Raw genomic sequence first — 22,937 nt, 5'->3', positions numbered from 1 at the left:
CCTCCATCTTAGGACCTTTGCTCGGCCCCCGCGCCTGCCATTCTCGCCTGCGTCACCAGGGACAGCCCCAACAGCCCTGACAACGCCACCATTGCCGCCGCCGTCCCGTACGGCGCCTCCGGCCCCAGCCGGGCGAAGAGCCACCCGCCGAGCGCCGGCCCCAGAATCCGCCCCAGTGAGCCGAAGGCCTGGTACGCCCCCAGCACCGCCCCCAGCCGCTCCGGCGGAGCATGCAGGGATACCAGAGCGGACAGACATGGCGTCACCAGGGCCGACCCCACCGCCAGGAGTCCCATCACCGGGAACAGCCACCCGTAGTCCGGCGCCACCGGCAACAGGCCCAGCCCCGCCGCCGTCAGCCCGAAACCCGCCGTGGCCACCATGGCCTCGCGCCCCGGCCTGCTCCCGGGCCCGCCCGTCAGCCGGCGCACCAGCCCGCCCTGCACCAGCGCGGACATGACGCCCACCGCCGCGAAGAGCCAGCCCGAGCGCAAGCTGGCCTCGCGCAGCACGTCCAGGTCCGTCACCGCCGCCCGGAGGAACAGGCCGCCTTCCTGGAGCGGCACCGGGCCGGACGACAGGAAGCGTGTCAGCAGGTAGACGGAGAAGGTGCCCTCCATCTGGGCGAAGGCGGTGGTGAACACCAGCATCAGCACCAGGCAGCGGCCCACCACCGGCAGGTTCAGGGCCAGCGAGGCGCCCTGGAGCGTCCGCGCATGGCCCTCGCCGGGCCGCCCCTCCACCCGCGTCTCCGGCAGGAAGAAGTAGGTGTTCGTCAGGTTGAGGGCCACCAGGCCCGCCGCGAACAGACCGATGGCGAGGTTGCCGCCCCAGGCGCCCAGGAAGCCGCCCAGCGCCGGTCCCAGCACGAAGCCCAGCCCGAAGGCCGCGCCAATCACGCCCATGCCCCGCGCCCTGTCCTTCGGCGAGGTGATGTCCGCCACCACCGCCTGTGCGGTGGAGATGTTGCCACCAGAGATGCCGTCGATGACACGCGCCAGGAAGAGCAGCGGCAGCGACTGCGCGAAGGCGAACAGTAGATAGGCCAGCAGCGAGCCCACCTGGCTCATCAGCAGCACCGGCCGGCGCCCGTACCGGTCGCTGAGCCGCCCCAGCACCGGGGCCGACACCAGCTGCATCAGCGAGTAGATGGAGATGAGGAGCCCCACCGTGAAGGGCGAGGCGCCGAACCGCACGCCGTACACGCCCAGCTGGGGAATCAGGATGCCGAACCCGATGAGGTCCAGCGCCACGATTCCGAAGACGACACGGAGTGACGCCGCCCGCCGCACCACCTGAGGCCCCTTTGCTGAAAAAGAAAACCGCCGGGGCGCGAAGATAGCGCCCCGGCGGCTGGAATGGGGAGAAGACCTGGACCCGAGGGCGTTACATCGCCTCGGCGGACTGGATGGTCCGGTTCGCGGTGTCGCGTTCGATGCAGCCCTTGGTCATCGTGTACTGGTAGGTGCCCAGCTCGTCACGCCAGTACTCGCCTTCGTACGGCCAGTAGAGATGGTCGTCCGGCACGGCGACGGAGTACTTGTACTTCTTGACGATGGCCGTGCGGCCGCCCGCCTTGAGCTGCTCCTCGAGGAACTCCTTCTCCTTGGTGGTCGTCTCGAACTTGATGCGCAGGCCGTTGGCCAGCAGCTGCTTGAGCGCCACCAGCTCCGTCTCCAGCTTGCCCTTGGCCATGATGCCGGCCTTGGAGATGAGCGCCGTGCGCTGCACCTTGAGCCCGTCCAGCAGGGACTTGCTCAGCTCCGAGTACTTGAAGGTGTCCGCCTTGTTCCCGAAGGCGTCCATCTCCCCCTCGAGCTCGAGGATGGAGTCGTTCGTCTTGCGCAGGTCCTGGTCCGTCAGGGCCAGGCGGAGGATGCGCTCCAGGATGAAGTCCGTCTCGTTCTTCTCCAGGCCCTCCTTGTTCTTCTTCTGCACGTCGGCCAGCACCTTGTAGTACTCGCCGGCGTCCATGTTCTGCTTCACCAGCGTCTCGAGCTGGTCATGCACCGGCAGGTAGGTGCGCTCGAAGTCCTGGAGGATGATGTTGGACTCCCGGTAGCGGCAGTTCTCGTAATAGATGACCGCCTTCAGGATGAGCGCCTCGGGGAAGTACTCCTCGCGGAAGAAGGGCGACGACAGCGTGATGAGGTTGCCCAGCGCCTGCTCGTACTGGCCCACGCGGTAGTTGGCCCACGCGGACTCGAAGAGCGACTCCAGCCACTGCGTGTTCCCGCGCTCCACCTTGCTCAGATAGAAGAGCGCGAAGCGGTTCTGCTGCATGCCGTAGTGCGTGCGGGCCAGCTGCATGAAGGCCAGCTCACGCAGCGACTTGTCCATCTTCGCCTGCTCGGGGGACTTGCCCGCCACCGGACGGGTGAGGCGGACCACCTCCTTCATCGCCTCCACCGCCGCCAGCATCTCCCCGTTGGCGCGCTTGGCCGCCGCGTCCTTCTGACGGCTGCCGTTGCGGAAGAAGGCCAGGCCCTCCAGGTACTTGGCGCGGGGGAAGAACGGATCCGTGCGGGGGATGGTGAGCGCCAGGCGCTTCACTTCCGCGAAGCTCTTGTCCGCCTCCTCCGGCTGCCCCACCTGGTCCAGCGCGCGGCCACGCACGAAGTGGTAGCGCGCCAGCAGGTAGCGGAACTCGTTGCGGTACTTCTCGGGGAACTCCTGGTTCGCGTGCCGGGCAATCTCGTCGAGGATGACCGTCTCGTTCTTCGTCTTGCGGCTGATGAAGAAGAGCCACTCCAGGCTCGTCTTGAAGAACTTGGTGGACGGCCCCAGGGAGAGGATCTTGGAGAACTCCCCCAGGGACGAGTGGTACATGCCCATGCGGTAGAGCGACTTGGCCAGCACGTAGCGCGCCTCGGTGTGCAGGCCCGCCAGCTTCGGGTCTCCCAGCAGCTCGTGCGCCGCCATGGAGGCCTTCTCGTACTCGTTGTTCTTGAAGAGGCTGACGGCCACGTCCAGGCGCTGGCGGTCCGCCGTCTTGCCGGAGACGTCCACCGCGTCGAAGGACATGGTGGGCGCGGCCGGCTTGGGGGCCTCCTGCGTCAGGTCCAGCCCCATGCCCATGCTGCCGGTGCTCGCCGGAGGCGCGGCCGGGGTGGGCGCGGGCGCGGGCGCCGGCGTCTCGGGAGCAGGCGTGGCCGGAGCCGCAACGGGCACCGTCGACGCGGGCGCCTCGCTGGCGGCAGCGGCCTCGGTGTCGTCCGCGGCGTCCTCCTCGACGACGGGCGCGGGCGCGGGCTTCGCCTTCTGGGTGCGGGCCTTGCGGGTGGGCCGCTTCTTCTTGGCGGTGGTGCGCTTCTTCTTCTTGGACTGGCCGGACAGGTCCAGGCCCTCGAAGTTCTGCGCGAAGGTGGGGGCCGTCCACGCGAGCGACAGCCCGATGACGGCGACGCGGATGAGCCGGAAGGAGCGCATCATGACTCGGACCCGAAGAAGAAGGAGACACCCAGCTCGAACAGGAGCTGGTTGCGCAGGTAGTTGCCGGAGACCTCGGTGCCCTTCTCCACGTAGATGAGGTCACGCAGCTCCGTGCGCAGGGTGATCCACCGGTTGAGGAAGAAGCGCGCGCCCACGCCCAGGTTGGCGCCCGGCGTCAGGTAGTTCTTCGCCTCGCCATCCGGCGTCTCGCTGGGGCCGCGGTACTGCACCACGGAGGCACCCGCGACGCCGTACAGGTCGAAGTGGACGAACGTCTCGGCCAGCAGCGACAGCTTGCCGTAGATGGGCGCCCACTGGACGTCCGCGCCGCCCAGCAGCTTGATCTGCCCGGGCGCGTTTCCGTCCAGCTCGTCGAGCGTGGGAGGCACGCAGCCGCGCGTGGAGCCGTCGCCCCCGTCGGAGAACGTGCACTTCTGCGCCGCGCCGGCCACCGTGTTGATGGCGTAGCCCGCGCGCAGGCTGATGCCCAGCGTCTCCATGGGGTGGTACGTCAGCGTGCCGCCGAAGATGTACTTGCTGTAGAACGCGTCGCGCAGCGACAGCGTGGCGGACGGGCTGAACTCGAAGCGGCCCTTCTTGAGGAACACGTGGCCAGAGACGGGCCGGACGCGCTCGCGCAGGGGCCCGAGCCGGTCCTTGTCGACCTCGGAGACGTCGCCGGCCTCCACCTCTTCGGAGGTCTGGGCGAAGCCCAGCGCTGGCGCGGTGAGGCACAGGGCGAGGAGCACACGGAAGAGGTGCCTCATTCCGAGTCCCTCCCCGTCGACTTGAACGGCAGGAACAGCGAGATGCCTGCGTTGAGCGTCATGACGTTCTGGATGGCGCCCTTGCTGCTACCCAGGGGCTGATCCACATAAGAGGTGTTGATGAGAGCCACGTTGACGGCCAGGTAGTCCTGCGCGACGAAGCGCATGCCCAGGCCCAGGTCGGCGGCCGGGTTGAGCCCCCGGCCCGGCAGCGCCGAGGTCTCCGTCCGCACCACGCCGGCACCCGCGAGCAGGTAGCCGTCGAAGTGGAGGATGGAGTTGAGGAACGCCACCTTGCCGTAGAGCGGGCTCCACTCCACGTCGCCCATCGCGGACCACTGCGGCACGGAGTAGTAGATCTGGCTGTTGAAGGTCCGCTTCGCGGTGCGCACGTCATCCGACGGCACCACCTGCATCAGCGAGGCCCGGGCGGAGATGGCCAGCGTGTCCGCCAGGTAGTACGCGCCCCGGACCGACAACCCCACCTTCGAATAGAAGGGGTCGTTGACCGAGATGCTCACCAGGGGCGCCAGCTCGAAGCGGCCCTTCTTGAGGTACACCTTCCGCTGGACGCTCTTCACCCGGTCCTCCTGGGTGATGTCCGTCAGCGGCAACAACGGTTCCGCTTCCAATGGCTCGTCCGCGGGGCGGGACGCCGCGGCCGGACTGGCCTCCTCTACCGGAGGAGGCGCGGGTGATTCTGCATCCTGAGATGACTCGGCCTGGGACTCCTCGGTGAGGTCGAGTCCCATGCCTTCCTGGCTCTGGGCAGATGCCAGCGCGGGCACCAGACACAGGGCGAGCAGCAACTTGGGGCGGTTCAAATCCGGAGGCTCCGTGAGGGAGGGGGGCGTAACTGCCACCGGGGGTTCAGCGCGACTCTCGGCTTGCACATCCTATCGGTCGTATTCCCAACCATCAACCGCTCCGAACACGCCGCGCGACAACGTATCCCTCCGGTATTCCTTCACAATTCCACCCGACGTGCCGCCGTACGGGGACGTTGGTGTTCCAGGGGGCTGTGCTACCCTTCCCGGGCTCGCGGGCCCGAGGTCCCGTGCCCCATCCCCCCCTTTGTAGAGGTCAGAGGTCCCATGAAGATGTTCGTGCGAACCGCCCTCATGATGTCCGCCGCGCTGCTGCTGGGTGGCTGTGAGGTGGCCAGCGAGATTGGCAAGCCCTGCAGGTTGGTGCGCAAGGCCACCCCCGAGGAGCTGGCGGCCGGTAGCGATAAGGCCGTGGACATCCTCGAGAGAGAGATCGCGGACCGGCAGGACTTCATCTCCTTCGGATCCGTGAACTGCGAAGACCTGATCTGCGTGCGGGATCAGGACTACCCCCGCGCACGGAAGGAAGACGGCTCGGTGGACGAGGACGCTCCGGCCATGGGTTACTGCAGCAAGCCCTGCGTCGAGGGCGCGTCGTCGTGTGACGTGACGGACACCGACGACGTCAACCCCGACCTGCCCGGCCGGATGTCGTGCCGCTCGCTGCTGCTGGATCAGGACACGCTCGAGGCGCTCCGCTCCGCGGACGAGGACTTCTACCGGCGGACGTTCGGCGAGAACAACTCGCCCTTCTTCTGCGCCGGCGCGCTCATCCCGCGTTAGGCCACCCGACACTTTTCGCGCGGAGAGGTAGACCTTTCCGCGCGAGTCGTTCGTAAAGGCAGGGCCCGCGCCGTTTCCGCAAGGAGCCCTGTCTCATGAACCGAACGGTCCTCTTCCTCAGTCTGGCTGGCGGTCTCGCGCTCACCGCACTGGTGCTGGGGCTGCCCCAGGTGGGCACCCCGCCGGCGCCGCCCGCCATCGCGGACCCCATTCGGCCGCCCCCCGTCCAGCCGCCTCCGCCCGTCGTACCCGCCGCCGGGGGCTCGCTGACGCTGACGAGCCGCCTGTCCCATCCCTACGTCCCCACGGGCACCTCCGAGCTGTTCGCCACCTTCGATGTCACGGGCGCGGAGGTGCCGGGCGCGAAGCGCAGCCCGGTCAATCTGGCGCTCGTCATCGACCGGTCAGGCTCGATGAGCGGCTACAAGCTGGCCCAGGCGAAGCAGGCGGCACGGCACCTCATCGGCCTGCTCCGCGACGAGGACCGGCTGGCCATCGTCCACTACGGCTCGGACGTGAAGAGCCTGCCGTCCATGCCGGCCACGCCCGGCAACCGCGAGCGGATGTTCCAGTACGTGGACGGCATCTGGGACGAAGGCGGCACCAACATCGGCGCGGGCCTGTCCACCGGCCGCTACGAGCTCTCCACGGCGCAGCAGGCGTTCAGCGTCAACCGCCTCATCCTCATGAGTGACGGCCAGCCCACCGAGGGCCTCACGTCGGATGAAGAGCTGACGCGGATGGCACGGGAGTTGCGCGCCTCCGGCATCACCGTGAGCGCCATCGGCGTGGGCACCGACTTCAACGAGGACCTCATGCAGGCCTTCGCCGAGTACGGCGCGGGCGCCTACGGCTTCCTCGAGGACGCGGGCCAGCTCGCCACGCTCTTCCAGAAGGACCTGCAGCAGGCCGGCACGACGGTGGCGCGCGGCGTGACGATGACCGTCACCCTGCCCTCCGGCACGTCGCTGGGTGAAGTGCTGGGCTACCGCGCCACCCAGACGGGCAACGCGGTGCAGGTGTCACTGCCCGACTTCTCCGCGGGCCAGCTGGAGCGCGTGGTGATGCGGCTCAACGTCAGCGGCGACACCGCGGGCCAGACGATTCGCGTGGTGGACCTGAAGCTGGCCTACACCGACCTCATCCGCGACGCCGCCGCGGCCAACACCGCCTCCCTGTCCGCGGTGGTGACCGACCGGCGCGAGGAAGTGGCGGCCCGGCAGGACGTGGAGGCCACCGTCTATGCCGCCCGGGCGCGCAGCGCGGTCAACATGCAGAAGGCCGCCGAGGCCCTGAGCGAGGGACGCAAGGACGAGGCGAAGCTCTACCTGCAACGCAACCAGGCGCTCTTCCACGAAGCCAGCGCCGTGTCCGGCACGGCTGCGGTCGCCGAGGACCAGGCGGAGCAGCAGGCGGCGCTCGACGAGTACGAAAACGCCGACGGCGAAGAGGCCCGGCGCTCGCTCGTGAAGAAGAGCAAGGTGAAGGCGCTCAGGAGCTTCGGAAAGCTGGGCTCCACGTATTGAGTGTCACCCTTTACGTAGTATCCACGCCCCACGCCGCACCGCGTCGTGTTCACCAGCGGGTGCAGGTGGGGCGTGAAGTTTCAGGAAGGGGCCCACACGGGGTGCAAACAGCCCTAAGCTATGGCACCACAAATCAACCTGTTTCCCAAACAGTGGAGCCCCCCACATGCAGCTCCCGCAGTTCCAGACGCTGATCGACATCTTCAAGCGCAGCACCTCCACCTTCGGCAGCCGCGAGCTCTTCGGAGAGAAGAAGAACGGGCAATGGGTCTGGACGACCTATTCCCGCTTCGGCGAGATGGTTGACGACCTGCGCGGCGGCCTGGCGCAGCTGGGCGTGGGTGCCGGCGACCGCGTGGCCGTCATCTCCAACAACCGCCTGGAGTGGGCGGTGGGCGCGTACGCCACGTACACGCTGGGCGGCGCGTACGTGCCCATGTACGAGTCGCAGCAGGCCAAGGAGCTGCAGTTCATCCTGAAGGACTGTGGCGCCAAGGTCGTGTTCTGCGCCACGGATGAAATCGCGCAGCGCATCCAGGCGGTCCGCGCGGAGCTGCCGCAGCTGGAGCACGTCATCCGCTTCAGCGGCACCGCCAGCGACGCGGACAGCTTCGCGACGCTGCTGCGGCGGGGCGCCGAGACGCCCACGCCCCTGGTGAGCCCCAAGCCCACGGACCTGGCCGGCCTCATCTACACGTCCGGCACCACGGGCCAGCCCAAGGGCGTGATGCTCAGCCACTCGAACATCGCCCGGAACGTGTCGGCGATGCACGAGGTCTTCCCCATGTCGACGGAGGACCGCTCCCTGGCCTTCCTGCCCTGGGCGCACGTCTTCGGCCAGACGGTGGAGCTGCACGCGCTGTTCTCCATGGGCGCGTCCATGGCCATCGCGGAGGCGGTGGAGAAGATCATCGACAACCTCTCCGAGGTGAAGCCCACGCTGCTGTTCAGCGTGCCGCGCATCTTCAACCGCATCTACGACGGCCTGCAGAAGCGCATGGCCGGCGAGAAGGCGGTGACGCGCTTCATGTTCCACCGGGGCCTCGCGGTGGCGGCCCAGCGTCGCGCGCTCGCGGACCAGGGCAAGTCGAGCGGCCTGCTCGACCTCCAGCACGCCTTCTTCGACAAGGTGGTGTTCTCCAAGGTGCGCGCGCGCTTCGGCGGGCGGCTGAAGTACGCCTTCTCGGGTGGCTCGGCCATCTCCAAGGAGGTGGCGGAGTTCATCGACAACCTCGGCATCACCGTCTACGAGGGCTACGGCCTCACGGAGACGTCGCCCATCGCCACGGCCAACTACCCCAACCACCGGAAGATTGGCTCGGTGGGCAAGGCGCTGCCCGGCGTCCGCGTGGAGATTGACACGGCCGCCACCGGCGACGCGACGCAGGGCGAGATCGTCGTCCACGGCCACAACGTGATGATGGGCTACTACAACAAGCCCGAGGAGAACGAGAAGGTCTTCACCGGCAACGGCGGCTTCCGCACCGGTGACATGGGCTACCTGGACCCGGACGGCTACCTCTACATCACCGGCCGCATCAAGGAGCAGTACAAGCTGGAGAACGGCAAGTACGTGGTGCCCAGCCCCATCGAGCAGTCGCTGACGCTGTCCACCTACATCGCCAACGCCCTGGTCCACGGCATGAACAAGCCGTTCAACGTGGCCATCATCGTCGTGGACGTGGACGCGCTGAAGAAGTGGGCCACGGAGAAGGGCCTCGACACGAGCTCGATGCCGGAGCTGCTCAAGCGCCCCGAGGTGCAGCAACTCTACCGTGAGCAGGTGAACGAGTTCACCCGCGACGTGAAGGGCTACGAGCGGCCGCAGCGCTTCTTGCTCATCAGCGAGGACTTCACGGTGGCCAACGACATGCTCACCCCGAAGATGAGCGTGAAGCGCCGCAACGTCGTGGCGCGCTACAACGACGCCATCGAGGCCCTCTACCGCGAGGGCAGCGACCGCGCCGTCTCCGCGGCCTAGCCCCCGGGTGCCGGGCAGGGGCTCGTCCCCTGCCCCACCCCGCGTACGGGTGCCCACCGGGAATGCGGAAAGGACGAGGTGTCATCCTCGTCACTGGTGGCTTTCCGTGTTGACCCGTGGAATCCCCCCGCCCTATCTCCGCGTTCCTCCTGGTTTCGGCTGGACAGCGCATGGAGGTGCGCACACCAATGGCGAGCACGGTCACCCCGTGGGTCGGGGTCATCATGGGCGGTAAGAGCGACCTGGAGCACCTGCAGCCCGCGGTCGACATCCTCAAGGAGCTGGGCATCCCGCACGAGGTGCGCGTGGTGTCCGCCCACCGGACCCCGGACTGGATGATGGAGTACGCGTCCACCGCGGAGTCTCGCGGGCTGTCCGTCATCATCGCCGCCGCGGGCGGCGCGGCGCACCTGCCGGGCATGGTGTCGAGCAAGACGCTGCTGCCCGTCATCGGCGTGCCCATGCCCACCACGCTGCTCAGCGGGCTGGACGCCCTGCTGTCCATCGTCCAGATGCCCAAGGGCGTGCCGGTGGGGACGCAGGCCATTGGCAAGCCGGGCGCCGCCAACGCGGCCCTGCACGCCGCGGCCATCCTCTGCCTGAAGTACCCGGAGCTGCGCGAGCGGCTCGCGGCATGGCGCAAGGCGCGTACCGACGAGGTGCTGGCGCACCGGGAGCTGTCATGAGCCCGCGCGTGGTGCTGCCCGGCGGCACGATTGGCATGCTCGGCGGCGGCCAGCTGGGGCGGATGATGGCCCTGGCCGCGCGCACGCTCGGCTTCCAGGTCCAGGCACTGGACCCGGACGCGGACTGCCCGGCCCACTCCGTGGTGGACCGGTGCTTCACCGCGCCCTTCGGCGATGCGAGCGCCGCGGAGACGATGGCGCGTGCCTGCGACACGGTGACGCTCGAAATCGAGAAGATTCCCCTCTCCACGCTGGAAGCGGTGGCGCGGCACGCCCCCATGCGCCCGGGCGCGGACGTGCTCCGCGTGATTCAGCACCGGGGCCGCCAGAAGGGCTGGCTCGCCAAGGGTGGCTTCCCCCTGGGCCCATGGCGCGAGGCCCACTCCGCCGCGGAGCTGGCCGAGGCCATCCAGGCCCTGGGCGGCCGCTGCTTCGTGAAGTCCAGCGAGGGCGGCTATGACGGCCGCGGCCAGGTGGAGGTGACGTCCGCCGACGAGGCCGCCAGCGCCTGGCGTGAGCTGGGCGAGCGCTCCGTGGTGGTGGAGGCGGCGCTGGCGCTCCAGTCCGAGCTGTCCGTGCTGGTGGCACGCAACCCCAACGGCGAGGTGGCGGTGTATCCGCCGGCCTTCAACCACCATGAGGAACGCATCCTCGCGTGGTCGCTGCTGCCCGGCCCGCTGCCGCCCGCGGTCCTGTCCCGGGCCACCGAGCTGGCGCGCGGCATCACCGAGTCGCTCCAGGTCGAAGGTCTGCTCGTCATCGAGCTGTTCCTGCTGAAGGATGGCAGCGTGCTCGTCAACGAGCTGGCGCCGCGCCCGCACAACAGCTTCCACTCCACCGAGGTCGCGTGCCTCACCTCGCAGTTCGAGCAGGCGGTGCGCGCGGTGTGCAACCTGCCGCTCGGCTCGGTGGAGGTCGTACGGCCGGCGGCCATCGTCAACCTGCTGGGCGACTTGTGGCTGAAGGAGGGAGGCCCCCGCTTCCAGCCCGTGCTGGCCATGCCCGGCGTCCGCCTGCACCTGTATGGCAAGCGGGAGGCGCGCAAGGGCCGGAAGATGGGCCACCTGTCCGCGGTGGGCAGCTCGCCCGAGGACGCACTCGCGCGCGTGCAGGCCGCGGCCACCGCATTGGGGATGTGAGGCCGTGAAGACGAATGCCGCCCGGCTGCTGGACTCGCTCGGCGTGACGTACACGCTGCGCGACTACGACGTGGACCCGGAGGATTTGTCCGCGGAGTCAGTGGCCGCCAAGGTCGGCATGCCGGCCGAGCAGGTCTTCAAGACGCTGGTGGCGCGAGGCGACCGCACGGGCGTGCTGATGGCGGTCGTCCCCGGCAACGCGGAGCTGGACCTGAAGGCCCTGGCCCGGCTCAGCGGGGACCGCAAGGTGGACACCGTGCCGCTGAAGGAGCTCCAGCCGCTCACCGGCTATGTCCGGGGCGGCTGCACGGCCATTGGCGGCAAGAAGGACTACCCCGTCTTCGTCGACGAGACGATGGAGCTGTTCGACGTCATCGCCGTATCCGCGGGTGTGCGCGGCACGCAGATGCTGCTCGCGCCCGCGGACTACCTGCGCGTGACGAAGGCGAAGACGGGGCCCATCTCCCGCGACAAGAGCTGAGCTGCGCTCAAGGCCCGGCGCCGGGCACGTGGCCCTGCGCCGGCATGAAGAGCACCTTGCCGGACGTCATGTCCGCCGAGGCGATGCGCACGGCCTCCCCCGCGGACTCCAGCGGGAGCCGGGCGCGCACGGGCGTCTCCAGCGTCTGCCCCACCAGCGAGGGCACGCCCATCAGCGCCTTGATTTGCGCGGGCCCGAAGCCCTGCCGGTGCCACTCCGACAGCCAGAAGCCCTCCACGCGCTTGCGGCCGAAGATGAGGTCGCTCGGGGCGATGCGGCACTCCTGCTCGGAGAGCGAGCCATACACGATGACAGCGCCCCCTTCGGGCAGCGCGTGCAGGAGCTGCCCGGTGAGCCGCCCGCCCACCGGGTCGAAGGCGAGCGACACCTTCAGCTCGTGACACAGCCGCCGCAGGCGGTCCTCGAACTCGGGCTGGTGGGTGCTCAGCACATGCTCCGCGCCCAGGTCGCGCAGCAGGGCCACCTGCTCCGGCCGCCGAACCACGTTCACCATGGGCACGCCGCGCCGCTTCGCCAGCGCGAGCAACATCCGCCCCATGGTGCCCGCCGCGGCCGTCTGTGCCACCGCGGCGTGGCCGCCCTCCTTCGCGCGCTCCATCAACACCCACGCGGTGAAGGGATTGATGAAGAGGCTGGCGCCCTGCTCGTCCGACACGTGCGCCCGCAGTGGCAGGCACTGGCCCAGCGGCACCGCGGCGTACTCCGCCCACAGGCCGTCGCCCTCGCCCGGCGCCACGCAGGCCACGCGGCGCCCCACCAGCAACCGCCCCGCGACGCCGCCCGCGGCCACCACCGTCCCACTGGCCTCCAGCCCGGGCACCACCGGCAGCGGCTTCCGGATGCCGTACTGCCCCCGGACGAACATCAGGTCCGCCGGGTTGATGGGCGCCGCCGCCACGCGCACCAGCACCTGCCCCGCCGTGGGCCGGGGCACCGGCCGTGACTCGACATGCAGGGACTCGGGCCGGCCGTCGTAGGCGGTGAGGACCAGCGCGCGCATCGTCTCGGGAACGACGGGGCTCTTCATCGGCAGACCTTTTTCGCCACCCATGCGTGAAAGGGAGAGTTCCTGCCCGGTCTACATCCGTGGGGAGTCGATGAACGCCACTCTATTGCAGCTCCATCATCGAGAGGCCTTCGAGAAGACCGTGACGCGAGCGCTCACAGCGGGCGCCGGCGCCGGCGTCCTGCACCTGGTCACCTCGAGCCTGGGGCTTCCCGTGCCGCTGGCGTGGCTGGTGCCCGCGGCCGTGGTGCTCGGATGTGCACGAGGCGACAAGTGGGACCGCGTGCTCCTCGGCGGCCTGGGGGTGCTGCTCACCGCGCTGCCCTATGCCGTGGGCATGGCGCCAGGGTGGACGGTGGCCTTCAGCGCCGCGGCGGCGGGCGCGCTGCTGGTGCGCTCGCGACTCAGTGAAGGTGGCGAGGAGGGGCAGGTGGCGGATTCGCGCCCCACCCTCTTCCACTTCGGGCTGGGCGCGGCGCTGTGCGCGGGTCTGACGTTGGGAGGGCTGGAGGTCTCCCGCGTCTTCGCCGCGCGACTGGCGGACCTGGCCACCCCCGCGTTGCTCGGCGCGGGCGTGGCCGGCGGCATCCTGGGCCTCTTCGTGGGGCTGAGCTCCGTGGCCGCGCACCTCGCGCTGTCCGCGGATCCGGTCGAGGCGCGCGTGGAGGCGCTGCTGCCTCAGCTCTCCGGTGACTTCCAGGCGCTGACGGAGCGGGCGCTGCGGCTCTACAGGCAATGCGGTCAATCGCTGGCGATGCTGCCGCGCGAGCCCGCGCGCGAGGAGCTGGCGCGCACCCTGGGCCGGATGACGCGCGGTGCGGCGGAGCTGGCGTCGGAGTGGGCGGGCGTGGAAGCCCAGCTCGAGGAGCGCGCGCAAGCGGAGCTCCAGGCCGAGCGCGACGAGCTGGAACGCAGCGCCCGCGCGAGCACGGATGCCGTCGCCCGCCGGCAGCTGGAGCTGGCCGCGGCGTCGCTGGGCGAGGAGGTGGAGCGGCTGGGGACGCTGAAGCAGCGCCGCGAGCGCATCCTCGCCCGCCTCCGGGCGGAGGTGGCCCTGCTGGAACGGGCCCGTGTCGCCCTCCTTTCGCTCCGCAGCGGGCAGGCCCAGCTCAAGGCGGCGGAGCTGTCCGCGCTGGCCCGCCGCTTCCGGGCCCTCTCCTCCGTCCCATGGGAGGAAGGCCAGGCGATGGACGCCGTGGCCACGCAGGCGGCCATGGCGATATCCCCAATGATTCAGGACACTTCCAGGCCCTCGACGCAGGTGGAAGCCGTCTCACCGGAGGGCGGCGGAGGCACGGCCGGCAGCCTTCCGACCGAGGCGACGAGGGCTCGTGAAGCCTGAGCGGCGCGTCATGCAGGTGGCGCTTCGTCACGCTGTGACACGAGCGCTCGGCAGCTTCTTTGGGGGAGGGCATGGAGCCTGCGGTGGCTTGGGCTACAATTTCCACACATGAGCCTGCCCCTCTCCTCCACACCAGCTCCCCCCTGGCTGTGGAAAGGTGACGAGCCGAGCGTCACCTCGGTATTTCAGCCCATCGTCGACTTGCTGCGCGGTGAGGTCATCGGGCACGAGGTGCTGTCGCGCGGGCCGGGCGAATTGCGCGAGCCGCACGTGCTCTTCACGCAGGCGCGCCTGGAGGGCTACACGTGGGAGCTGGAGCGCGCGTGCTGGACCTCCGCGCTGCGCTGCATCTCCACGCTGCCGGAGGCTCAGCGCCGGGCGCCCTTCTTCTTCAACGTCAGTCCGGACGTGCTGAGCGATCCACGCTTCGGTGACGGCTCCACCGAGGAGCTGCTCGCGCGCTACGGGCTGAACCCGAAGAACCTCGTGCTCGAAATCACGGAGAAGGCGGCGTTCGAGGACAACGCGCTCCTCCAACGGCTGACGAAGCAGTGCTCGGCGCTGGGCTTCGGCATCGCGCTGGACGACTTCGGCGCGGGCCACTCCGGATTGGTGACGCTGGTCCACAGCGCGCCGCAGTTCATCAAGCTGGACCAGGCGCTGGTGCGAGACATCCACCGGCACAGCTACCAGCAGCACCTGGTGAAATCCCTGGTGGCCTTCGCCGCCAGCGTGAACGCCACGCTCATCGCCGAGGGCGTGGAGACGTGGGACGAGCTGGCCGTGCTGCTGAGGCTGGGCATCCGCCACGCGCAGGGCTATCTGGTCGCCCGGCCCGCGCCCGTTCCCGTGCAGCCCAGCGTCGAGTTCGAGGCGCGGCGCCATGAAGCCATGCGCGCGCTCGACTTCCGGGAGGACGAGGACGACGAGACGGTGGGCAGCATGGTCATCCGCCGCGTGTGCGTGGAGCGGCCTGTCGCTGCCGACGAGTTGGAGCGGCTCTTCCAGCAGAAGGCCGACGTGGACCACGTCGCGGTGCTGCAGGGAGAGCGGCTGGAGGCGCTGGTGCTGCGGCGGCACTCGGCGGCGAAGGGCGTCGCGCATGCGGCTCCGCTGGTCGTCGAGGACCGGATGGCCATCACCACGCTGGCGCGGCTCGCCATGGAGCGAACGCCCGAGGCCCTCTACGACCCCGTGGCGGTGACAGATGCCCAGAAGCGGTTCCTGGGCACCGTCACGATGCAGCAGCTCATCCGCCGTGTCGCGGAGCTGCTGGAGCGTCAGACGCCCGCGTGATTACGGGCAAGGCCGCGGCGCGATCTGCACGACGGGGTAATCCGACTTGATGCCCCAGTGCACACGGACACCGCCACAGGTGCAGCCCGACTGCCCAACAAGCTGGGTGTGTTCGCTATCCCGGTAGAACTCGTACCAGAACTCAAGGGCGCACGAAGCAAGCGCATCCTCCTGTGTGTCGAGCGAGAGCTCCGCCTCCTCCTGCTCCACGCCACCACAGCCCGTCAGCAGGCCCGCTACCAGCACCGCACGTCTGATGAATTGCCGCATCTGCATGTGCGCCTCCCGAGTTGAGCCACCACGACTATTTCTGCTTTCTCGGACATTGCGGACTTGAATCCAACCCGTAAAGAACTCCGGGGGTGAGACGTCCTGGCTCGCCCAGGAGCGACGTGGCGGGTTTCCATCGCGCCAGCAGGGGCAAACGGCACGCCGGTCTTGAGGTGGACCCCATCGGGCTGGGGTCGTGTCCCTATAAGTGTGTAGATGGCGAGGAGGGACGAGCGGGAAAGAGGGAAGCTCCTCGGTGAAACCAACCGAGCCGGTCTCCTCCTGGCAGAGGAGCCGAGGAGTTCCCCGACGTGGACGTTAGCGAGTTTGAGTCCCCCGCGCACGAAGAGGTGCAGGCCGACCTGCGGGCGCTTTTCCGCGGAGCCATCCGGATGACGCTGGAGGCCCTGCTGGAGGAAGAGGTACGGGAGTTGGTGGGGGCCGGCCGGTGGCAGCGGATGGTGGGCCGGGCGGACGTGCGCAACGGCAGCTACCTGCGCACGCTGGTGACGACGGCGGGGGCCGTGGACGTGGCGGTGCCGAGGACGAGGCACAGTGGTAGCGCGGGGGACGTGCTGGGCCGCTACAAGCGGCGCAGCGGGGAACTCGACGAGGCGATTACCAGTGCGTACGTGCAGGGCGTCTCCACGAGGAAAATGGGCAAGGTGACACGGGCCCTCATGGGCGAGGACGTCTCGCGTTCGACGGTGAGCCGGGTGACACGGACGCTGGAGGAGAAGGTGGAGGGCTTGCGCACCCAGCCCCTCACCCAGGCCTTCCCCTACCTCTACCTGGATGCCACCTTCCTGGACGCCAGGTGGGCGCGCACGGTGCAGAACGTCTCGGCCCTGGTGGCCTACGGCGTGGGCGAGGATGGGCACCGGCACCTGCTGGCGGTGACGCTGGGAGGCAGCGAGTCGGCGGACTCCTGGCTGGACTTGCTGCGCCAGCTTCTGGAGCGAGGGCTGAAGGGCGTGCGGCTCGTCATCGCCGACGGGCACGCGGGCCTGGCCGCCGCGGCCCGCCAGGCCCTGCCCGAGGCGCGGCTGCAGCGCTGCACCGTGCACCTCGCCCGGAACGTCCTCGCCAAGGCCCCCTGGAGGCTGCGTGGACGCCTCGGCAAGGAGACGTCGGCCGTCTTCGAGGCCGCCTCCCTTCAGGACGCCAGGAAGCGGCTGGAGGCCCTCCAGGAGGGACTGGGGCGGCAAGTCCCCGAAGCCATGGAGTGCCTGCGCGAGGGCTTCGCCGTAACCGTCCGGTAGACGTCGTGCCGGGAGGTTTGACGACGGACGAGGACCGTGTTCGGCGAGCGCCGCGATGAGCGAGGTATTCAGGGACTGGACTGGAGGGGCTCGGGCGGGTCGGCGGCGCGTCGCCGTTTCCACTCGTGGGGCAGCAGCTCACCGATGCGCGAGTTGGGGTGCGACTGCACGCGGAGCAAGACGTCCGCGAGGTACGCCTCGGGGTTGACGCCATTGGCCTCGCAGGTGGCCACCAGCGCGTAGAGGCCCGCGAGGTTTTCGCCCGCGGCTTCGTGGCCGACAAAAAGAAAGTTCTTACGGCCCAGGGCCGCTTTCCTCAGTGCCGCCTCCGAGCGGTTGTTGTCGAGGGGAAGCCGCTCATTCTCCACGAAGCGGGTGAGGGCCTCCCACTGCTTGAGGGCGTAGGAAATGGCCTGGCCCAGCGGACTCTTGGGCGGGTGTCGCGGGGCCTGCGCTTCCAGCCAGGCATGCAGCCTGGCGAGGACGGTCGCGCTTTGGCGCTGCCGCAGCTCGCGGTGGGCGTCGGTGCGCACCAAGCCCGCCTCGCGCGCCTGGGCCTCCACTCGGTAGAGCTCGAGGATGAAGTCCAGGGCCTCACGCGCCTCGGGGGCGGTGGCCAGCGCGTCGAAGAAGCGGCGCCTGCAGTGGGCCCAGCACCCGACGCGCACCCGGCCCTTTGGCAGCGTCACCGCGTTGTAGCCGGTGTACGCGTCCACCACGAGCGCGCCCGCGGTGCCGCCCAGGACTTCCTTCGGCGTCTTGCTGGCGCGCCCCATGCTGAAGCGGTAGCCGATGAGCCACTGGCCTTCCTCATTCTGCGTGAGGAAAGTCCAGAGGTAGCCCAGCTTCGTCTTCTTCACGTCCAGCACGCGCAGCGGCGTCTCGTCGGCCCACACCACGTCCGCCAAGGCAATGCACTGCAGCAGGTGCTGAGAGAGAGGCAGCAGCACCGAGGCGGCCTGATGGAAGAGGTCCGTCAGCGTGCTGCGACTCATGGGCACGCCGCCTCTCTCCACCCGCTGGGCCAGGCGGTGCAGTGGCATGGCGTCCGCACACTTCGACGTCACTACGTGGGCAATGAAACCGGGGCCATACTCGCCCCTGTCCACCACTCGGGCCGGAGGCGGGGCGGTGACGACGCCCCGGCCGCACGTGCACGCCAGGACTTCCTGCACATGCACCTGCTTCTCGAATCTCGCGGGCACGTACTCGTACACCACCGAGGCACGGCCTTTTCCCAGCGGCTTCAGGTCCTCGCCGCCGCACGCGGGGCAGCAGCGCTCCTCGGCTGGCACCGCGTGGCGAATCTCCCGTGCGGGTGCCTCCTCGGATTTCCGGGCCGCCCTTTCCCGGCGCTTCTTCTTCGCCGCCTCGTCCCGGGCCGCCTTCGAATCCGCCTCGGACGCGGCCCCACGAAGCTCGGCGGCCACCGTGGGCAGCTTCTTAAGTCCTGCGGCCGAAGACGTGGCGCTGCAGGGCCGCCAGCTGCCCCTTGAGCGCGTCCACCTCTCCGCCGATGCGGCTCACCTCGGCCTTGAGCTCCTCGGCTTCCTCGCGCCAGGGGCAGAAGTGGTCTTGAGGCAGCACTCGCGGCACGTGGCCTCAACACGCTGCCGCCACGCTGCGTCCCGAGCCGGGCCCGTCAGGTGCCCGTGCGCCCGGGAGGCGTCCAGGCGGGCTGACGCCGCACCTGGGCCACGTCAATGCCGTCCAGCAGCATGGCCAACTGCGTGGCGTCCAGGTGCACCACCTGAGCGCCCGCGTCCACTGGCGGCAGCCGGAAGCGCCCCGTCTCCAACCGCTTGTACAGCAGCACGAAACCTCCCCGGCTCCACGTCAGCACTTTGACTCTGTCGCCCTTGCGCGAGACGAAGGCGAAGAGGTGCCCTGAGTAGACGTCCTCTCCCCACTCAGCGCGCACCAGCGCCATGAGGCCATCTATCGACTTGCGCATGTCCACTGGCTCCGTCGCCAGCACCACGCGCACCGACGCAGGGTAAGCGTCCGGCCAACGACGTGGTGAGGGACGTTGAGTGAGGAGTCGGCGCCGTGGACGCTGGCGTGCATGTCGAAGCCGGTGGAGAAGCAGGAGTGGTTCCGGGTCGCTGAAGCCTTCGAGGCGAGCGGGCTGACGCAGCAGGAGTTCGCGTCGCAGCGAGGGCTGCGGCTGAGCACGCTTCAGTCGTGGGTGTACCGGCGGAGGCGCCAGCTGGCTAAGAAGACGGAGCCGGTGCGCCTGCTGCCGGTGGAGGTAGCTGGCGTGGCACAGCCGCGCACGGCGCTGCTCGAGGTGGCGCTGGCCAGCGGAGCGCGCCTGCGATTCGCCTCGGGCACCGACGTCGACTACGTGGCCCGGCTCGTCACTGCGCTGGGGCGGTGAGGCGTGTTCGCCCTCCCAGCCTCGGTGCGCGTAGTGCTGGCCACGGCGCCAGTGGACATGCGCAAGTCGATAGACGGCCTCATGGCGCTGGTGCGCGCTGAGTGGGGCGAGGACGTCTACTCAGGGCACCTCTTCGCCTTCGTCTCGCGCAAGGGCGACAGAGTCAAAGTGCTGACGTGGAGCCGGGGCGGCTTCGTGCTGCTGTACAAGCGGTTGGAGACGGGGCGCTTCCGGCTGCCGCCAGTGGACGCGGGCGCTCAGGTGGTGCACCTGGACGCCACGCAGTTGGCCATGCTGCTGGACGGCATTGACGTGGCCCAGGTGCGGCGCCAGCCCGCCTGGACGCCTCCCGGGCGCACGGGCACCTGACGGGCCCGGCTCGGGACGCAGCGCGGCGGCAGCGTGTTGAGGCTGCGTGCCGCGCGAGCTCCCTCAAGACCACTTCTGCCCCTGGCGCGAGGAAGCCGAGGAGCTCAAGGCCGAGGTGAGCCGCATCGGCGGAGAGGTAGACGCGCTCAAGGGGCAGCTAGCGGCCCTGCAGCGCCACGTCTTCGGCCGCAGGGCGGAGAAATTGCCCACGGTGTTGATGGTCACCAGGAAGCGCAGATTTCTGGTCATGGACGACCAGGAGTTCGTGAGCTTCGCGGCCAGGGGCAGCGCAGGGCGCAGCCGAAAAGTTGAGGGGTGGGAAGCGAGCCGGTTGAGTTCAGGGCTGCGCGCGTCCTGAAAGTCAGAAGGCCCACCAGCGACACCTGGAGGGCCTTCCTGGAGGCGCGCCCTGGTGTGCGAGTGGGGCGAGCCGGTGAGGCAGGGGTAGCGCACTCCGGGGCGCGGCGCCAGAAGTCGGCGCGCGCACGGGAAGGTGTGCATGGAGTCGTTGCGTCTGGTTGTGTGCGGTCGGCCTGAGTGCCGGCGGCTGTTTCAGCTGTGCACTAGGTGCGACCGGGGCCAGCGCTACTGCGCGCGGGCCTGCGGCAGGAGGGCGCGCGCGGAGTCGGTGCGTGGGGCCGGGCAGCGCTATCAGCTCACGCGGGACGGGCGGCATGCCCACGCCGCGCGCCAGGCCGCCTACCGGGAGCGGCGGAGGAAAGTGACGCATCAGGCTCCCCCAGGGGTGGCCCAGGCGGCGACGGTGCCACTCGCGCCGGTCCAAGCCACCACGAAGGTGTCTTCGGAGCCGAGCGCAGCGAGGCCACCTCCCCATGCACTGCCGTCTTCTCCCGCCTGCACGTCCTGCGGGCGCCCCAGCCCCTTCCTGCGTCACACCACCCTGGCGCGCACACGGGTGGGCCCGCGCTGGCGGCGCTGCCCTCTCTGAGGAGGTGCGAGGATGATTGCCCCGGAGGTACGCGCCCGCATCCGCCGGCTGCACTACGCGGAGCACTGGCCGGTGGGCACCATCGCCGCGGAGTTGGGCCTGCACCACGACACCGTGGAGGCAGCCCTCGAGGACGCGCAGGTGGCCCTTGCCGACAGAAGCGCGGCGAAGCCCACCGTGCTGGGCCCGTACACGGACTTCATCGATGCCACGCTCAAGGCCCACCCGCGCCTGAGGGCCACGCGCCTGTTCCACATGGTGAAGGCCCGTGGCTACCCGGGCGGCTACGAGCAGGTGAAGCGCTACGTGCGGCGGGTGCGCCCGGGGCCCCAGGCCGAGGCCTTCCTGCGCCGTTGCACCCTGCCGGGCGAAGAGGCCCAGGTGGACTGGGGCAGCTTCGGCAAGGTGCAGGTGGGGAGGGCCACCCGGACGCTCTCCTGTTTCGTCCTGGTGCTGGGCCACTCGCGCGCCATGTACGCACGCTTCTTCCTGGGCCAAACCATGGAGTGCTTTCTCCAGGGCCACGTCCAGGCCTTTGAAGCGCTCGGGGGCGTCCCCCGCAGCCTCCTCTACGACAACCTGAAGTCCGTCGTGCTCGAGCGGGCTGGAGACGCCATCCGCTTCCACCCACGCGTGCTGGAGGCCGCAGGCCACTACCACTTCGCGCCCAAGCCCTGCGCCCCCTACCGCGGCAACGAGAAGGGCAAGGTGGAGCGCACCATCCGCTACCTGCGCGACTCCTTCTTCGCCGCACGCACCTTCCACGGGCTGGACGACCTCAACCGCCAGCTTCAGCGCTGGGTGGACGAGGTGGCCCACCAGCGCCGGGTGCCCGGCGACGCCTCGGGCCGCACGGTGGCGCAGGCCCTGGAAGAGGAGCGCCCGCGTCTGTTGCCGCTGCCCGCGCACCCGCTACCTACCGACGTCGTGCGCCCCGTCTCCTCCGGCAAGACGCCCTACGTGCGCTTCGACGGCAATGACTACTCCATTCCCGACGGCCTGGTACGCCGTCCCCTCACGCTGGTGGCCTCCTCCACCACGGTGCGTCTGCTCGACGGCGCCGAGGAGGTCGCTTCTCACGTGCGCAGCTGGGACAAGGGCGCCCTCGTCGAGGACGCGCAGCACCTGGCGGCGCTGGCGAAGAAGAAGGCCCACGCCCACGAATTGCGCGGCAGGGACTTGCTGCGCGCCCGCTGCCCGCGCGCCGACCTGCTTCTCCAGGCGCTCGCCGACCGCGGTGACAACCTCGGCAACCACACCGTGAAGCTGCTGGCGCTGGCCGACAGGTACGGCCCCGCCGAAACGGACGCCGCCATTGCCGAGACGCTTGCGCGTGGCGCACTCGGGCCCGTCGCCGTGGCCCATGTCCTCGACCAGAGAAGCCGCCAGAAGGGCGCGCCCCCGCCGCTGCCCCTCGTGCTGCCGGATGACCCGCGCGTGCGCGAGCAGCGCGTCCCCCAGCATTCCCTCAACGCCTACGACGCCCTCCTCGAGGACGAAGCGGAGCAAGCACCATGATGCCCTTGAAAGAACGCCTCACCGCCCTCGGGCTGCGTCACACCAGCGACGCGCTCGACGACCTCATTGCCATGGCCACCAAGCGCAGGTGGGGGCCGACCGAGCTGCTGGAGGCCATCGCCGAGGAGGAAACGAAGGACCGGGCCCGTCGCAGCGTGGAGCGGCGCCTGTCGCGCAGCAAGCTCGGCGCGCTCAGGACGATGGCCGACTTCGACTGGGGCTGGCCCAAGCGCATTGACAGGCCGGCCGTCGAGAGTGCCCTGGCCCTGGACTTCATGGCCCGCCCCGCCAACGTCGTCCTCGTCGCGCCCCAGGGCCTGGGCAAGACGATGATTGCTCAGAATATCGCCTACAACGCCGTGCAGGCCGGCCACTCCGTCCTCTTCACCACTGCCTCCCAACTGCTGCTCGACCTCGGAAGCCAGGACTCCGCCCGGGCCCTCGACAGGCGTCTGAAGCACTACTGCACCCAGGCGGGGCTGCTCGTCATCGACGAGATTGGCTACCTCTCCTACGACGCCAGGAACGCGGACCTCCTCTTCCAGGTGGTGTCACGCAGGTATGAGAAGAAGCCGATTGTCCTGACAACAAACCTCCCATTCTCGGAGTGGACCACCATCTTCCCCAACGCCGCGTGCGCCATCGCGCTCATCGACCGCGTCATCCACCACGCGAGTATCATCAGCATTGAGGGAGACAGCTACCGCCGGCGCGTGGCCGAGGAGTCCCGCGCCGAGCGCAAGGCCAAGAAGAGCTGAACGCCTCATTTACCCGCAGACCACCAGGCCCCGCTCTCCCGCTCCGCCTCCCGGCGGTCGGGGGGGGGCGGGGCCGTGCTGCTTCCGATGACCAGATTTCCGCGCTCCGCGATGACCGCCAACACACGGTAGCCGCTGAGCTGC

The 22,937-nt window shown here is 69.5% G+C and carries 20 protein-coding genes and 2 pseudogenes; 14 read left to right on the top strand and 8 right to left on the bottom strand.

The features are described 5' to 3' along the window. Window positions 1-8: 8 nt before the first annotated feature. From VZL07_RS27625 to VZL07_RS27610, 4 genes are all read right to left on the bottom strand, one after another. Complete coding sequence (locus VZL07_RS27625) at window positions 9-1,295, bottom strand: MFS transporter (RefSeq protein ID WP_426750776.1); 1,287 nt, start codon at window positions 1,293-1,295, stop codon at window positions 9-11. 91 nt (window positions 1,296-1,386) lie between these two features. Then, window positions 1,387-3,432: an adventurous gliding motility protein GltC gene (gene gltC, locus VZL07_RS27620; protein WP_426750775.1), complete on the bottom strand. Its 2,046-nt coding sequence runs from the start codon at window positions 3,430-3,432 to the stop codon at window positions 1,387-1,389. Beyond that, window positions 3,429-4,199, bottom strand: coding sequence for an outer membrane beta-barrel domain-containing protein (locus VZL07_RS27615; RefSeq protein WP_426750774.1), 771 nt, complete (start codon window positions 4,197-4,199; stop codon window positions 3,429-3,431). The genes gltC and VZL07_RS27615 overlap by 4 nt, the downstream gene beginning before the upstream one ends. Next, window positions 4,196-5,023: an outer membrane beta-barrel domain-containing protein gene (locus VZL07_RS27610; protein ID WP_426750773.1), complete on the bottom strand. Its 828-nt coding sequence runs from the start codon at window positions 5,021-5,023 to the stop codon at window positions 4,196-4,198. Before VZL07_RS27610 ends, VZL07_RS27615 begins: the two co-directional genes overlap by 4 nt. Before the next feature lie 276 nt (window positions 5,024-5,299). Between VZL07_RS27610 and cglC the strand changes: the two genes are divergently transcribed. The 6 genes from cglC (at window position 5,300) to ybaK (ending at window position 11,622) form a co-directional block, all read left to right on the top strand. After that, window positions 5,300-5,809: an adventurous gliding motility lipoprotein CglC gene (cglC, locus tag VZL07_RS27605; protein ID WP_426757384.1), complete on the top strand. Its 510-nt coding sequence runs from the start codon at window positions 5,300-5,302 to the stop codon at window positions 5,807-5,809. A gap of 95 nt (window positions 5,810-5,904) precedes the next feature. Further along, window positions 5,905-7,335: a vWA domain-containing protein gene (locus tag VZL07_RS27600; RefSeq protein WP_426750772.1), complete on the top strand. Its 1,431-nt coding sequence runs from the start codon at window positions 5,905-5,907 to the stop codon at window positions 7,333-7,335. A 166-nt stretch (window positions 7,336-7,501) separates the two neighbouring features. Continuing rightward, window positions 7,502-9,316: an AMP-dependent synthetase/ligase gene (locus tag VZL07_RS27595; protein ID WP_426750771.1), complete on the top strand. Its 1,815-nt coding sequence runs from the start codon at window positions 7,502-7,504 to the stop codon at window positions 9,314-9,316. Between the two features lie 188 nt (window positions 9,317-9,504). Then, complete coding sequence (gene purE / locus VZL07_RS27590) at window positions 9,505-10,002, top strand: 5-(carboxyamino)imidazole ribonucleotide mutase (protein ID WP_140853892.1); 498 nt, start codon at window positions 9,505-9,507, stop codon at window positions 10,000-10,002. Then, complete coding sequence (gene purK, locus VZL07_RS27585) at window positions 9,999-11,141, top strand: 5-(carboxyamino)imidazole ribonucleotide synthase (protein WP_426750770.1); 1,143 nt, start codon at window positions 9,999-10,001, stop codon at window positions 11,139-11,141. Before purE ends, purK begins: the two co-directional genes overlap by 4 nt. Window positions 11,142-11,145: 4 nt before the next feature. Further along, entirely contained in the window at window positions 11,146-11,622 is a 477-nt protein-coding gene (gene ybaK, locus VZL07_RS27580) for a Cys-tRNA(Pro) deacylase (protein WP_426750769.1), read from the top strand. A gap of 7 nt (window positions 11,623-11,629) precedes the next feature. On the opposite strand, the gene VZL07_RS27575 is transcribed toward ybaK, so the two are convergent. Further along, window positions 11,630-12,670: a zinc-binding dehydrogenase gene (locus tag VZL07_RS27575; protein WP_426750768.1), complete on the bottom strand. Its 1,041-nt coding sequence runs from the start codon at window positions 12,668-12,670 to the stop codon at window positions 11,630-11,632. A 70-nt stretch (window positions 12,671-12,740) separates the two neighbouring features. Here VZL07_RS27575 and VZL07_RS27570 point away from each other — a divergent pair, with 70 nt between their 5' ends. Beyond that, complete coding sequence (locus VZL07_RS27570; protein ID WP_426750767.1) at window positions 12,741-13,991, top strand: hypothetical protein; 1,251 nt, start codon at window positions 12,741-12,743, stop codon at window positions 13,989-13,991. A gap of 108 nt (window positions 13,992-14,099) precedes the next feature. Further along, a complete protein-coding gene (locus VZL07_RS27565; RefSeq protein WP_426750766.1) occupies window positions 14,100-15,287 on the top strand; it encodes an EAL domain-containing protein in 1,188 nt (395 codons plus the stop codon). Here the strand turns inward: VZL07_RS27565 and VZL07_RS27560 are convergent, their stop codons facing one another. Further along, window positions 15,288-15,563: a hypothetical protein gene (locus VZL07_RS27560; RefSeq protein WP_426750764.1), complete on the bottom strand. Its 276-nt coding sequence runs from the start codon at window positions 15,561-15,563 to the stop codon at window positions 15,288-15,290. A 305-nt stretch (window positions 15,564-15,868) separates the two neighbouring features. On the opposite strand from VZL07_RS27560, the pseudogene VZL07_RS27555 reads away from it, so the two are divergent. Continuing rightward, window positions 15,869-16,801 (top strand): annotated as a pseudogene (locus VZL07_RS27555) (IS256 family transposase); the annotation flags it as partial. 86 nt (window positions 16,802-16,887) lie between these two features. Here the strand turns inward: VZL07_RS27555 and tnpC are convergent. Beyond that, window positions 16,888-18,403: pseudogene (gene tnpC / locus VZL07_RS27550) on the bottom strand (IS66 family transposase). A 58-nt stretch (window positions 18,404-18,461) separates the two neighbouring features. After that, window positions 18,462-18,797, bottom strand: a complete 336-nt coding sequence (gene tnpB, locus VZL07_RS27545; RefSeq protein WP_426757383.1) for an IS66 family insertion sequence element accessory protein TnpB — start codon at window positions 18,795-18,797, stop codon at window positions 18,462-18,464. Window positions 18,798-18,848: 51 nt separating this feature from the next. On the opposite strand from tnpB (VZL07_RS27545), the gene tnpA reads away from it, so the two are divergent. The 5 genes from tnpA to istB all read left to right on the top strand — a co-directional run bounded on the left by tnpA (window position 18,849) and on the right by istB (window position 22,793). Continuing rightward, window positions 18,849-19,199 carry an IS66 family insertion sequence element accessory protein TnpA gene (tnpA, locus tag VZL07_RS27540; RefSeq protein WP_426749855.1) on the top strand — a complete coding sequence of 117 codons (351 nt, stop codon included), beginning with the start codon at window positions 18,849-18,851 and terminating at the stop codon, window positions 19,197-19,199. A 3-nt stretch (window positions 19,200-19,202) separates the two neighbouring features. Next, a complete protein-coding gene (gene tnpB / locus VZL07_RS27535; protein ID WP_176416745.1) occupies window positions 19,203-19,568 on the top strand; it encodes an IS66 family insertion sequence element accessory protein TnpB in 366 nt (121 codons plus the stop codon). A 46-nt stretch (window positions 19,569-19,614) separates the two neighbouring features. Continuing rightward, complete coding sequence (locus VZL07_RS27530; protein ID WP_426750763.1) at window positions 19,615-19,926, top strand: hypothetical protein; 312 nt, start codon at window positions 19,615-19,617, stop codon at window positions 19,924-19,926. A gap of 603 nt (window positions 19,927-20,529) precedes the next feature. Beyond that, the gene (gene istA / locus VZL07_RS27525) at window positions 20,530-22,035 is read left to right on the top strand and encodes an IS21 family transposase (RefSeq protein ID WP_426750762.1); all 1,506 of its coding nucleotides are present in this window, start codon (window positions 20,530-20,532) and stop codon (window positions 22,033-22,035) included. Then, a complete protein-coding gene (istB, locus tag VZL07_RS27520) occupies window positions 22,032-22,793 on the top strand; it encodes an IS21-like element helper ATPase IstB (protein WP_426750761.1) in 762 nt (253 codons plus the stop codon). Before istA ends, istB begins: the two co-directional genes overlap by 4 nt. Window positions 22,794-22,937 lie beyond the last annotated feature (144 nt).

It is taken from the genome of Pseudomyxococcus flavus, assembly GCF_050038885.1.
Lineage (GTDB): Bacteria > Myxococcota > Myxococcia > Myxococcales > Myxococcaceae > Myxococcus > Myxococcus flavus.
The sequence above is the reverse complement of the archived record's forward strand: the minus strand, read 5'-3'. Positions and strand labels throughout refer to the sequence as shown.

What these genes read in the sequence shown, in the direction of transcription:
- cglC (WP_426757384.1), top strand. Translation starts at nt 5,300, where the DNA reads ATGTTCGTGCGAACCGCCCTCATGATGTCCGCCGCGCTGCTGCTGGGT.
- VZL07_RS27600 (WP_426750772.1), top strand. Translation starts at nt 5,905, where the DNA reads ATGAACCGAACGGTCCTCTTCCTCAGTCTGGCTGGCGGTCTCGCGCTC.
- purK (WP_426750770.1), top strand. Translation starts at nt 9,999, where the DNA reads ATGAGCCCGCGCGTGGTGCTGCCCGGCGGCACGATTGGCATGCTCGGC.
- VZL07_RS27570 (WP_426750767.1), top strand. Translation starts at nt 12,741, where the DNA reads ATGAACGCCACTCTATTGCAGCTCCATCATCGAGAGGCCTTCGAGAAG.
- VZL07_RS27595 (WP_426750771.1), top strand. Translation starts at nt 7,502, where the DNA reads ATGCAGCTCCCGCAGTTCCAGACGCTGATCGACATCTTCAAGCGCAGC.
- VZL07_RS27565 (WP_426750766.1), top strand. Translation starts at nt 14,100, where the DNA reads ATGAGCCTGCCCCTCTCCTCCACACCAGCTCCCCCCTGGCTGTGGAAA.
- VZL07_RS27575 (WP_426750768.1), bottom strand. Translation starts at nt 12,670, where the DNA reads ATGAAGAGCCCCGTCGTTCCCGAGACGATGCGCGCGCTGGTCCTCACC.
- gltC (WP_426750775.1), bottom strand. Translation starts at nt 3,432, where the DNA reads ATGATGCGCTCCTTCCGGCTCATCCGCGTCGCCGTCATCGGGCTGTCG.
- istB (WP_426750761.1), top strand. Translation starts at nt 22,032, where the DNA reads ATGATGCCCTTGAAAGAACGCCTCACCGCCCTCGGGCTGCGTCACACC.
- purE (WP_140853892.1), top strand. Translation starts at nt 9,505, where the DNA reads ATGGCGAGCACGGTCACCCCGTGGGTCGGGGTCATCATGGGCGGTAAG.
- VZL07_RS27560 (WP_426750764.1), bottom strand. Translation starts at nt 15,563, where the DNA reads ATGCAGATGCGGCAATTCATCAGACGTGCGGTGCTGGTAGCGGGCCTG.
- istA (WP_426750762.1), top strand. Translation starts at nt 20,530, where the DNA reads ATGATTGCCCCGGAGGTACGCGCCCGCATCCGCCGGCTGCACTACGCG.
- VZL07_RS27615 (WP_426750774.1), bottom strand. Translation starts at nt 4,199, where the DNA reads ATGAGGCACCTCTTCCGTGTGCTCCTCGCCCTGTGCCTCACCGCGCCA.